This is a genomic window from Pseudomonas violetae (genome assembly GCF_023072615.1).
Taxonomy (GTDB): domain Bacteria; phylum Pseudomonadota; class Gammaproteobacteria; order Pseudomonadales; family Pseudomonadaceae; genus Aquipseudomonas; species Aquipseudomonas violetae.
Window position 1 is genome coordinate 60,600 of sequence record NZ_JAKNRW010000005.1, and the last position, 11,754, is coordinate 72,353.

Here is an 11,754-nt window from a genome sequence, read left to right on the forward strand (position 1 = left end):
TTTTTTGATTTGCTGAATCGCTACTCACTTCTATATTGAGGAGGTGCTCTGCCTTTACTGCCTCCTATTGAGCGCGACCCATGGCCTCGACTGACCAGTTGATCATCTGTGAGCATTGCGATTGCGTCTATGAAAAAGCGACGCTCGCCAAACATCAGAAAACCCTGTGTTCACGTTGTGGCGGCGTGCTCCAGCGCTACAACGGCTTGACCATTGAACAGCGCCTGGCGTTGAGCCTCACTGCGCTGGTGGTGTGGGTCTTTACCAATTTTTATCCGGTGATGAGTATCAGCCTCAAGGGCTTGAAAAACAGTGCCACGCTCTGGGATTCGGTGCTGGCCCTGAGTCAAGGCCCCATCACCTTCATTGCCATGGTGGCGGCAATCGCCATGATCATCGCGCCGATCTTCCAACTGGTGCTGCTGATCTGGGTACTCGGTTTCGCCTTCTCCCAGCAGCGCTGCCCCGGCTTCAAGCTCTGCATGCGCTGGCTGGAAACCCTGCGGCCCTGGAGCATGCTGGAAGTCTGCCTGCTGGGGGCGATGGTCGCCGTGATCAAACTGGCAGGGTTGCTAGACGTCCTGCCCGGTATTGGCCTGTTCGCCCTCGCCGTGCTTAGCCTGATGATGATTCGCATCGCCGGGCGCGACGTGCGTGACCTGTGGGACACCCTATGAGCCGACCTCCGGTGGCGAGCGAATTGAATTTTTGCCTGTGCCACACTTGCGGCCTGGCGTGCGACATGACTCTTGAACCCCATGATTGCGAGCGATGTGGCGCGCCGCTGCACCGACGCAAGACCAACTCGATCACCCGTACCTGGGCTTTCCTGCTGACTTCACTGGTGTTCTACATCCCTGCCAACCTGCTGCCGGTGATGAACACCAAGATGGTCGGCAATGGCGCCGACAGCACCATCATGAGTGGCGTCCTGGAGTTCTGGGAAGCCGGTGCCTGGGATATTGCTCTGATCATCTTTATCGCCAGCATCGCGGTGCCCGGCATCAAGTTCGTGGCCCTGACCCTGCTGCTGGTGACCGTCCAGCGCAATAGCCTGTGGGCTCGCAAGGAACGCTCGAAAATGTATCGATTCGTCGAGGTGATCGGCTACTGGTCGATGCTCGACGTCATCGTCGTGGCGCTGGTCGCCGCACTGGTGAAGTTTCAGGCCCTGGCGGATATCGAGCCGAGGCCGGGGATTCTGTTTTTTGGCCTGGTGGTGGTCTTCACCATGCTGGCGGCGATGAGTTTCGACCCTCGCCTGATCTGGAATGAGTCGCGGGAAGAGCCGCATAACGAGGAGGTCATGGATGAAATCGCAAGTCACTGACGGGCTCCAGCCCCCCGGCCAGGCCCCTATCAAGACCCGCAGGTTCAGCGTTTCCCTGGTATGGATCGTGCCGATCGTTGCGGTGCTGGTGGGCATTTCCCTGGTGGTGCACAGCATCCTGCAGGAGGGGCCGACCATCACGATCACGTTCAAGACAGGCGCCGGCCTCACGGCCAACAAGACCGAGGTCAAGTACCGCAACGTGGTCATCGGCCATGTCTCGGAAGTAGAACTCAGTGGCGACCAGAAGAGTGTCAATGCCACGGTAAAGCTGGCCAAGCAGGCGGAAAGCTTTACCCGTGAAGACTCGACATTCTGGGTTGTGCGACCGCGCATCGGCGCGGGCGGCGTGTCGGGTATCGACACCTTGCTGTCCGGCGATTACATCGGTGCCGACATTGGCCAGGCCAACACCCGGTCGAAGCATTTCCAGGGCATGGAAAACCCGCCGCCGATCACCTATGGCGAACCGGGCAAGCGCTTCACCTTGCACACCCAAGACCTCGGCTCGCTGGACATCGGCTCGCCGGTCTATTACCGCAAGATCCCGGTCGGTCAGGTGGTGGCCTATGCCCTGGACGCTAATGGCAAAGGCGTGAACATTGACGTGTTCGTCCACTCGCCTAATGATGCCTATGTCACGGAAAACACCCGGTTCTGGAACGCCAGCGGCATTGATGTGAGTGTCGGCGCCAACGGCTTTGCGCTGAAAACCGAGTCATTGTCCTCGATGCTGGTCGGCGGGATCGCCTTTCGTGCCCCCGAGTACAGCCCTGAAGACAAACCCGCCGCAGAAGAACGTGCCTACGAGCTGTTTCCCGACCAGCAGACCGCCCTCGCACCGCCCAATGGCAAGGCGCAGTACCTGAGCCTGCGCTTCGATCAGGCGCTGCGCGGGCTCAAGGTCGGTGCACCGGTGGAATTCCTCGGCGTGGAGTTTGGCAGGGTGGTCTCGGTCAACCTCGATTACGATCCGCAGAAGCGTACCTTCCCGGTGAATGTTGGCATCGTTATCTACCCCCAGCGTCTCGGCACGGCCCATACCAAGATGCTCAAGGCGTTGAACCACGATCCCAACGACGAAGTCGCCGGCGTACGCCTGATGGGCACCTTTGTCGAGAACGGCCTGCGTGCCCAGGCTCGCAGTGGCAACCTGCTCACCGGCCAGTTGTACATCGCATTGGACTTCTATCCGAAGGCGCCGAAGGTCGCGTTCGATGTGAGTGCCCGTCCCGTCAGCATCCCGACCATTCCGGGTAGCCTGGAGGAAATCCAGGGCAAGCTGGAGGCGATGGTCGACAAGATCAACAAGTTGCCGATCGAAAGAATCGCCAACAACCTCGATGGTAATCTGATCGAATTGCGCAAGGGCCTGACCCAATTCAATGCCAAGACCCTGCCCGGCGTCCAGAGCACCTTGGCCGACGTCAGCAAGACCTTGCAGTCGGCCAACTCGACGCTGGCCGAGGACTCGCCGCAGCGTGAGAAACTCTCCGAAACCCTGGACGATCTGGGCCGTACCTCGCGTTCCTTGCGTGACCTGGCCGATTACCTGGGACGCCACCCCGAATCGTTGATTCGCGGCCGCCCTAATAATGCTGCGCCTATCGACCTGCAAGGGCCGCCGAGCAAATGACCATAGGAGCATCACCCATGGCTTTTCCGCTGAAGATCACCCTGCTCGCCGCGCTGTCATTGCTCGCGGCCTGCCGCAGTGATCCGATCCAGTTCCATACCTTGACCCCCGCGCAGATGAACGTAAATTCGCGGTCCACTGCGCAAATCCAGGTCGAATCGCTCACCGTTCCGCCCCAGGTCGATCGTCCGCAGATCGTCGTGCGTCAGGGCAGTACCGGCATCGCCATTCTTGAAACCCAATGGTGGGGCGCCAGCCTGGTGGATGAATTACGCAGTGCGCTGATCGACCAGATGGTCAATAGCAACCCCGGACGCAATATCTCGGTGCGCCTTGAGGTGCAGAGGTTTGACTCGATTCCTGGTCAATACGGGCTGATCGACGTGAAATGGCGCTTGCGTGACGTCGGGCCCACCGACAACGGCCTCCTCACCTGCCGCAGCACCTTGAAGACCCTTTCGGGGCCGTCGATTGACGACCTGGTGACGGCCCAGCAGAACAACGTGAAGCGTCTGGCTGCGCTGATCAGTCAGGCGGCAGTCAACCCGCAAAAGACCTGCCCCGCCAATCTGTAGGAGCGAGCTTGCTCCTGCTGGCGATCACAGATCGAAACGATCGACCGCCCGCCGCCGCTCATTGTCGTCACGCACATCGTAGTTGGCGGTGGTCTGGATATTGCTGTGGTGCGCCAGCTTCTGCGCGATCGACAGGTCATGTTCCTCGATCACCCGGGTGATGAACGACCGCCGAAAGTCATGGGGCATGATCTTCACGCCGACCTGAGCGCCACGCTGGCGGGCAATGTAATAGATCGCATGTTTGGTGATGCGCTCGCGGGTGATGTGGCTGCCTCGACGAATGCGGTTGAACAGGAACGGATCATCCACCTCGCCCTCCTTGAGCTCCGAGCGGCGCAGTTGGAGCCAGGCGTCGAGTTTGGCGAATGCCCAGGTGGGCGCATATTTGATCAGCTGTTTGTTGCCCTTGCCCGTGACTCGCAGACTGCGCTCGGCAAAATCGAGCTGGCTCAGGTCCAGGTTGACCGATTCCGACTTGCGCATCCCCGACCCATACAGAATTGCGATAATAGCGGCATCGCGCAGCCCCTGGGGCCTGGGGTCGGCGGCACACACCGCCATCAGTTCCTGGATCAGCGAACGGCGCAGGTTGCGCCCCTGGGACAGCCGCGTCCCGGCGATGCCTTTGACCGAGCGCATCTTCAACAGGTGTTCCTGGCTGATCAGGCTCATGCGCCAGGCCTCATTCATCACCCCACGCACCGCGTTGACATACAGCGACGAGGTGTTGGGCGCATAACCGTCCTCGCGCAGCGCTGCAACCAGGGCAACAACGTCTTCCGGCTGCAATTGATGCCAGGGAATTTCCTCGACATTCATGTCTTCGAAACCCAGTCGATCGGCGGCATCCTGCAGGACATAACGCATCGTCAGCTGGCTGGAGGGTGCCAATCGCGCCAGGTAGACGGTCAGCGGGTTAGCCTTGGAAGCGGGTAAGTCAGTCAAACGAAACAGCCTTGAATGAAATCAGTGTATTGAACAAAAAACAGCATGGGGCTGCCTTCGGATAATCAGGTGCCGGACAAACCACAAGATTCATCACCTGACGTGCCCCGGAGGGGCTCCCAACCCTGCCGGCCGGGGCCACAAAAGTCAAATCAGCTACCGATTGAATATTCCCTGGGCGCATTTAAATTCATTATTAATGCATTAAACATGCATTAATATGAATTTGTATGTCGTGTGGTAGCAAGGCAAACTGCACGCGTTCCTCCCCCAACAGTTGGAACACCTTCAAGGGCTTACTGGGTTTCCAGCCGAGCCTTTTTTTTGCCTGGATTTTTCAACGGATCGTTTGACTCATGCTCGCTCGCTGGCTACCTGCTGCCATCAACACTCGCCCCACCGAATGGAGCCGTGCCGCGATTGGCATGGCCATAGGCACGTTGTTTACCGTCTGGCTGTGCAGTCAGGTGTTCGGCGTCGAAGTGGCCCAACATCTTATCGGGCCGCTGGGTGCTTCGGCCGTGCTGTTGTTCGCCGTGTCTTCCGGTGCCCTCGCCCAACCCTGGTCGATCCTGGGCGGCTACCTGAGTGCCGCGGTGGTGGCGTTACTGGTGGCGCACGTGCTCGGTCGAACGTTGACCAGCGCTTGCCTGGCGGCGGGCATTGCGCTGATTCTGATGTGCTGGCTGCGTTGCTTGCATCCGCCAGCGGGCGCCCTGGCGCTTACCCTGGTGTTAGCCGACCCTGCAACGATCGCCCTGGACTGGCAAGCCTTGGCACCGGTCATGCTCGGGGCCGCAACCCTGTTGCTGTGTGCCCTGCTTTACAACAACCTGACGCGCATCCGTTATCCCAAACGTGCAGGTGACCCTCCGGTGGCGGTGCCCGCCGGTTCTGCCGTGGTCGACAGCCAGGCCATTACCGCCCAGGATCTGAAGCTGGCCCTGGCAGACCTGGAGGCATTCTACGACGTCACGCCCGAAGACCTTGAGCAGTTGATTCATGCCAGTGAAGTGCATGCCCGGCGGCGCAGTATCGGCCATGTGTTCCAAAGGCGTACCGTCTAGCCACTTGATGTTCTTGCATGCATATCTGCAGACTCGACCTGCAGATATCTCGGTTGTACATGACAAAATTGCACTGGTACGATCCGGGATCGCTCGCGTGCGAGCTTCTCAATAAAGAACAATAAAAGCAGGGAGTTAGTGATGACTGCTCAGGTTTCTTCTCCGGAGACTCGGTCCATGGATGCCATGCAAAACGATGTGCTGGCCGAAGTACGCAACCACATTGGTCACCTGACCCTCAATCGCCCCAGTGGCCTCAACGCCCTGACTCTCGACATGGTGCGCAACCTGCAACGCCAGCTCGACGCCTGGGCGCTGGATTCGACGGTACACGCCGTCGTACTGCGCGGCGCTGGTGAAAAAGCCTTCTGTGCCGGTGGTGACATCCGCTCGCTGTACGATAGTTTCAAGAACGGCGACTCGCTGCACCAGGATTTCTTCGTCGAGGAGTATGCCCTCGACCTCGCCATCCACCACTACCGCAAACCGGTGCTGGCGCTGATGGATGGTTTTGTCCTCGGTGGCGGCATGGGCTTGGTGCAAGGCGCCGACCTGCGGGTGGTCACTGAAAAGAGCCGCCTGGCGATGCCGGAAGTCGGTATCGGCTATTTCCCGGACGTCGGTGGTAGCTACTTCCTGTCTCGCGTACCCGGTGAGCTGGGGATCTACCTGGGCGTCAGCGGCGTGCAGATTCGCGCTGCCGACGCACTTTATTGCGGGCTGGCCGACTGGTGCCTGGACAGCGATAAAATCGCTACGCTGGACGACCAGCTTGATCAGATGGAATGGCACGACACACCGCTCAAGGACCTGCAGGGGTTACTGGCCAGGCTCGCGGTGCAGCAACTACCCGATGCACCGTTGATTGCACTGCGCCCGGTCATCGATCACTTCTTCGCCTTGCCCGACGTGCCGAGTATGGTTGAGCAACTGCGAGCAGTAACGGTCGCTGACAGCCACGAATGGGCGCTGGCGACCGCCGACCTGCTGGAAGCACGCTCGCCGCTGGCCATGGGTGTCACCCTGGAAATGCTGCGCCGGGGTCGCCACCTGAGTCTGGAAGACTGCTTTGCCCTTGAACTGCACCTGGACCGCCAGTGGTTCGAGCGTGGCGACCTGATTGAAGGCGTACGCGCCTTGCTGATCGACAAAGACAAGACGCCACGCTGGAACCCGCCGACCCTGCAGGCGCTGGACGCCGGGCATGTGGCGAGTTTCTTCGAAGGCTTCGACCGGAGCGGGAGCTGAGCCATGCACGATATCGAATTGAGCGAAGAGCAAGTGATGATCCGCGACATGGCTCGCGATTTCGCCCGGGGCGAGATCGCGCCTCATGCCCAAGCCTGGGAAAAGGCCGGCTGGATCGATGACGCCCTGGTGGCGAAAATGGGCGAACTGGGCCTGCTGGGCATGGTGGTCCCCGAGGAATGGGGCGGCACTTATGTTGATTACGTGGCCTATGCGCTGGCGGTGGAGGAAATTTCCGCCGGTGACGGCGCCACGGGTGCCCTGATGAGCATCCACAACTCCGTCGGTTGCGGGCCTGTACTGAACTTCGGCACCGAAGAACAGAAACAGACCTGGCTGCCGGACCTGGCCAGCGGGAAAGCCATTGGCTGCTTCTGCCTGACCGAACCCCAAGCGGGCTCCGAAGCCCACAATCTGCGCACCCGCGCTGAACTGCGCGACGGCCAGTGGGTGATCAACGGCGCCAAGCAATTTGTCAGTAACGGCAAGCGGGCAAAGTTGGCAATCGTGTTTGCGGTGACCGACCCGGACCTGGGCAAGCGCGGTATTTCAGCATTCCTGGTGCCGACCGATACTGCCGGTTTCATCGTCGATCGTACTGAACACAAGATGGGCATTCGCGCATCCGATACCTGCGCGGTGACCTTGAACAATTGCACAATCCCCGAGGCTAATCTGTTGGGGCAACGCGGCAAGGGGCTGGCCATCGCCCTGTCCAACCTCGAGGGCGGACGCATCGGCATCGCCGCCCAGGCGCTGGGAATTGCTCGCGCCGCGTTTGAAGCGGCGCTGGACTATGCCCGTGGCCGGGTGCAGTTCGACAAGCCGATCATCGAGCACCAGAGCATAGCGAACCTGCTGGCCGACATGCACACCCGGCTGAACGCGGCGCGCCTGTTGATCCTGCACGCGGCGCGCCTGCGCAGCGCCGGCAAGCCTTGCCTGTCGGAGGCGTCACAAGCCAAGCTGTTCGCGTCGGAAATGGCCGAGAAAGTTTGTTCTTCGGCGATGCAGATTCATGGTGGGTATGGCTATCTGGAAGATTATCCGGTGGAACGCTACTACCGCGATGCGCGGATTACGCAGATCTACGAGGGGTCGAGCGAGATTCAGCGGATGGTGATTGCGCGGGAGTTGAAGAACTACAGCGTGTAAGCAGTAACGTTAGTCAGGCGATCGAACCCGCGTTCCTGGTGCAGCCGGAACGCGGGGGGCTGGTTCCAATCAAGAGTCTATCGAGTCAACTGCTGAGTTATCCCCTCTTGTTCTATCGCTGGCAACTCATTGACTTTGAAGAGCACCGAGACAGATTGGTGATCTTCGTCAAAAATGAGGGTGCGCTGGGTAATCAACACAGCTTTCCCTTCGTTTTTTACCCAATAGACGACGTCCCCTGCAATGGGCTCCATATGAAGATCGATACCCTGTGGGGCGTAGGCTATGGGGGTGCAATATGCAGCGTGTACAAAATGACATCTGGCCATGAAAACCTCTGAACAAGTGGATTGATTGGCCCTGAAACGTTGGCTTCGTCCTGAAGCCTTGTTTAGCGTCCAGGCAAGTTCACCATAAACGAGTCGTTCCAGCTCGAATACAGGCGAGCCGATGGCCTCAAGTCTCTAATTTTGTTCAGTTTATTTTCGGGATGCTGCCAAAAGCATCGCGAGCAGGCTCGCTCCCACAGGTAATCTCCAGCTTGAAGAGATTACCTGTGGGAGCGAGCCTGCTCGCGATAGCGTTGCGGAAAACGACGAATTACTTGCCTTGGAACTCAGCCTCACGCTTGGCAATGAACGCTGACATCCCTTCCTTCTGGTCCTGCGTCGCGAACGCCGCATGGAACACCCGACGCTCGAAGCGCACGCCCTCAGACAGGCTGACCTCGAACGCGCGGTTCACGCTCTCCTTGACCATCATTGCAATCGGCAGGGATTTTGCGGCGATCAAAGTGGCGACTTTCAACGCCTCAGCCAGCAACTCATCCGACGGCACGATACGCGCCACGATGCCACAGCGTTCCGCTTCCACTGCATCGATCAATCGCCCGCTCAGGCACATTTCCATCGCCTTGGCCTTACCCACTGCGCGGGTCAGGCGCTGGGTGCCGCCCATGCCAGGCAGCACGCCGAGGTTGATTTCCGGTTGGCCAAACCGGGCGTTGTCGCCGGCCAGGATAAAGTCGCACATCAGGGCCAGCTCACAGCCACCCCCCAAGGCAAAGCCGTTCACCGCAGCAATGATGGGCTTGCGGCGGTTGGCAACCCGGTCGCTGTCGCTGAACAGATCGTCGAGGTAGATTTGCGGATAAGTCAGCTCGGCCATTTCCTTGATATCGGCGCCGGCAGCGAAGGCCTTTTTCGAACCGGTCAGCACAATGCAGCCGATGTTCGAATCCGCTTCCAGGCCATCGAGCGCCTGGTTCAGTTCGCTGACAATTTGCGCATTCAAGGCGTTTAATGCCTGGGGCCGGTTCAGGGTGATCAGGCCAACACGACCGTGGATTTCCAGCAAAATCGTTTCGTAGTTCACAAATGGACTCCTGTTCAAAGGTTGCGCGAGATAACCATGCGTTGAATGTCGCTGGTACCTTCGTAGATCTGGCAAACCCGCACGTCGCGGTAGATGCGCTCCAGCGGGAAGTCGTTCAGGTAACCGTAGCCACCGAGGGTTTGCAAGGCGGCGGAGCAGACTTTCTCGGCCATTTCCGAGGCAAACAGTTTAGCCATGGAGGCCTCGACCAGTGCCGGCTTGCCGCTGTCACGCAAGGCCGCCGCGTAGTGCACCATCTGCCGGGCAACGGCAATCTGGGTGGCCATGTCGGCCAATCGGAACGCTACGGCCTGATGTTCGATGATCGGCTTGCCGAAACTTTCCCGCTCTCTGGCGTAGTCACGGGCCGCTTCGAACGCGGCACGGGCCATGCCCACCGACTGCGATGCAATGCCAACGCGACCGCCTTCGAGGTTGGCCAGGGCGATTTTGTAGCCTTCACCCTCCTCGCCTAAACGGTTGGCCACTGGCACCTTTACGTCTTCGAAGAGAATCTGGCAGGTGTCGGAGGCGTGCTGGCCGAGTTTGTCTTCCACCCGCGCGACTTTGTAGCCTGGTGAATCGGTGGGTACGATCAGCGCGGTGATTCCGCGTTTGCCTGCGCTCGGGTCAGTCACGGCAAACACAATCACCACGCCGGCGTTCTGCCCGGACGTGATGAACTGTTTACAACCGTTGAGCACGTAGTGGTCGCCTTCCAGGCGCGCACGGGTTTTCAGGCCGCTGGCGTCGGAACCGGCCTGGGGTTCGGTCAGGGCAAAAGCGCCAAGCATTTCGCCCCTGGCCAGGGGTTTGAGAAAACGTTCCTTCTGCTCGTCGGTGCCGTAATTGAGGATCGGCACGCAGCCGACCGAGTTATGCACGCTCATGATGGTCGAGCACGCGCCGTCGCCGGCCGCGATCTCTTCCAAGGCCATGGCGTAGGCCAGGTAACCGGTATCACAACCGCCCCATTGCTCCGGCACGAGCATGCCGAAGAAGCCCAACTCGGCCATTTCACCAATGGCTTCGGTGGGGAAACGATGCAGGCGGTCCCACTCGGCGGCGAATGGCTTCAGCCGTTCCTGGGCAAACTGCCGTGCCGCGTCGCTGATCTGGGATTGTTCGTCATTGGGAATCATGCCAAATCCTTAAAAGTTGAGCCTGAAGGTACAGAATTGGTGGCAGCCCCTGCGGGAGCGGACTCTTCTGCATTTCAGTACAGGCATTCCACCGCCATGGCCGTGGCTTCACCGCCGCCGATGCAGATGGCTGCAACGCCGCGCTTCAAGCCTTTCTGGCGCAGCGCCGAGAGCAGGGTCACCAGGATCCGCGCGCCTGATGCGCCAATCGGATGGCCCAGTGCACAAGCGCCGCCGTGCACGTTGACCTTCTCATGGGGGATTTCCAGCTGGGTCATGGTCACCAGGCTGACCACCGCAAACGCTTCGTTGACTTCAAACAGATCGACCTGGTCGAGGGACCAGCCGGTTTTTTTCATCAGTCTCTTGATTGCGCCCACCGGAGCTACCGGAAACAGGCCCGGAGTGTCGGCAAACGCAGCATGGCCTTGAATCACAGCGAGAGGCTTCAGCCCCTGTTTTTCGGCATCGGAACGGCGCATCAGCACCAATGCCGCCGCGCCGTCGGAGATTGAACTGGAGTTAGCCGCGGTGACGCTGCCACCGTCGCGGAACGCGGGCTTGAGTGAAGCAATCTTGTCCAGTTTGGCTTTCGGCGGTTGTTCGTCGTTGCTGATGAGCACCTGCTCCTTGCCGACGGTAACGGTGAGCGGGACTATCTCGTCCTTGAAACTACCATCCTTGATCGCCTGCTGTGCGCGGGTGGTCGAGGCAATGGCAAAAGCATCCTGGGCTTCACGGCTGAAGCCGTTGGTTTCGGCGCAGTCTTCGGCGAAGGTGCCCATCAAGCGACCTTTGTCGTAGGCGTCTTCAAGACCGTCAAGGAACATGTGATCCATCACCCGGCCGTGACCCATGCGGTAACCGCTGCGTGCGCGGTCCAGCAGGTACGGCGCGTTGGACATGCTCTCCATGCCGCCGGCAATGACTACCTCGGCACTGCCGGCGACAAGCATGTCGTGGGCGAGCATCGTGGCTTCCATTCCCGAGCCGCACATCTTGTTCAGCGTGGTGCAACGGGTTGATTTATCCAGGCCGGCACCCAGCGCGGCTTGCCGCGCCGGAGCCTGGCCAAGGCCTGCGGACAGAACGCAGCCAAACAGCACTTCTTCGACCAATTCCGGCGCGATACCGGCGCGCTCGACGGCGGCGCTGATTACGGCGGCGCCCAGTTGTGGTGCGGTGAGACTTTTAAGCTCGCCCTGGAACCCACCCATGGGGGTGCGCACGGCGCTCACAATAACAATTGGATCGTTGGCAATAGTCAAGACACGTTCTC

General features: G+C 59.8%; 11 protein-coding genes. 7 read left to right on the plus strand and 4 right to left on the minus strand.

The features are described 5' to 3' along the window. Window positions 1–80 precede the first annotated feature (80 nt). From L9059_RS09020 to L9059_RS09035, 4 genes are read left to right on the plus strand one after another with little or no spacing between them, the layout of a single operon-like run. The gene (locus L9059_RS09020; protein ID WP_247290152.1) at window positions 81–677 is read left to right on the plus strand and encodes a paraquat-inducible protein A; all 597 of its coding nucleotides are present in this window, start codon (window positions 81–83) and stop codon (window positions 675–677) included. Beyond that, complete coding sequence (locus L9059_RS09025; protein WP_247290154.1) at window positions 674–1,330, plus strand: paraquat-inducible protein A; 657 nt, start codon at window positions 674–676, stop codon at window positions 1,328–1,330. The genes L9059_RS09020 and L9059_RS09025 overlap by 4 nt, the downstream gene beginning before the upstream one ends. Continuing rightward, entirely contained in the window at window positions 1,311–2,966 is a 1,656-nt protein-coding gene (locus L9059_RS09030; RefSeq protein ID WP_247290156.1) for a PqiB family protein, read from the plus strand. Before L9059_RS09025 ends, L9059_RS09030 begins: the two co-directional genes overlap by 20 nt. A gap of 17 nt (window positions 2,967–2,983) precedes the next feature. Continuing rightward, window positions 2,984–3,541, plus strand: a complete 558-nt coding sequence (locus tag L9059_RS09035; RefSeq protein ID WP_247290158.1) for a PqiC family protein — start codon at window positions 2,984–2,986, stop codon at window positions 3,539–3,541. Window positions 3,542–3,565: 24 nt separating this feature from the next. On the opposite strand, the gene L9059_RS09040 is transcribed toward L9059_RS09035, so the two are convergent. Next, entirely contained in the window at window positions 3,566–4,489 is a 924-nt protein-coding gene (locus L9059_RS09040; RefSeq protein ID WP_345894290.1) for a site-specific integrase, read from the minus strand. A gap of 356 nt (window positions 4,490–4,845) precedes the next feature. Between L9059_RS09040 and L9059_RS09045 the strand changes: the two genes are divergently transcribed. The 3 genes from L9059_RS09045 (at window position 4,846) to L9059_RS09055 (ending at window position 7,959) form a co-directional block, all read left to right on the plus strand. Beyond that, complete coding sequence (locus L9059_RS09045) at window positions 4,846–5,556, plus strand: HPP family protein (protein ID WP_247290159.1); 711 nt, start codon at window positions 4,846–4,848, stop codon at window positions 5,554–5,556. A gap of 141 nt (window positions 5,557–5,697) precedes the next feature. After that, window positions 5,698–6,804, plus strand: coding sequence for an enoyl-CoA hydratase/isomerase family protein (locus L9059_RS09050; RefSeq protein WP_247290161.1), 1,107 nt, complete (start codon window positions 5,698–5,700; stop codon window positions 6,802–6,804). Window positions 6,805–6,807: 3 nt separating this feature from the next. Continuing rightward, on the plus strand, window positions 6,808–7,959 hold the full coding sequence (locus L9059_RS09055; RefSeq protein WP_247290163.1) for an acyl-CoA dehydrogenase family protein: 1,152 nt from the start codon (window positions 6,808–6,810) through the stop codon (window positions 7,957–7,959). A 600-nt stretch (window positions 7,960–8,559) separates the two neighbouring features. On the opposite strand, the gene L9059_RS09060 is transcribed toward L9059_RS09055, so the two are convergent. The 3 genes from L9059_RS09060 to L9059_RS09070 all read right to left on the minus strand — a co-directional run bounded on the left by L9059_RS09060 (window position 8,560) and on the right by L9059_RS09070 (window position 11,743). Further along, window positions 8,560–9,333 (minus strand): enoyl-CoA hydratase, encoded by a 774-nt coding sequence (locus L9059_RS09060; RefSeq protein ID WP_247290165.1) that lies wholly within the window; start codon window positions 9,331–9,333, stop codon window positions 8,560–8,562. 14 nt (window positions 9,334–9,347) lie between these two features. Continuing rightward, the gene (locus L9059_RS09065; protein ID WP_247290167.1) at window positions 9,348–10,475 is read right to left on the minus strand and encodes an acyl-CoA dehydrogenase; all 1,128 of its coding nucleotides are present in this window, start codon (window positions 10,473–10,475) and stop codon (window positions 9,348–9,350) included. A 74-nt stretch (window positions 10,476–10,549) separates the two neighbouring features. Next, window positions 10,550–11,743 carry an acetyl-CoA C-acyltransferase gene (locus L9059_RS09070; RefSeq protein WP_247290169.1) on the minus strand — a complete coding sequence of 398 codons (1,194 nt, stop codon included), beginning with the start codon at window positions 11,741–11,743 and terminating at the stop codon, window positions 10,550–10,552. Between the last annotated feature and the right edge of the window lie 11 nt (window positions 11,744–11,754).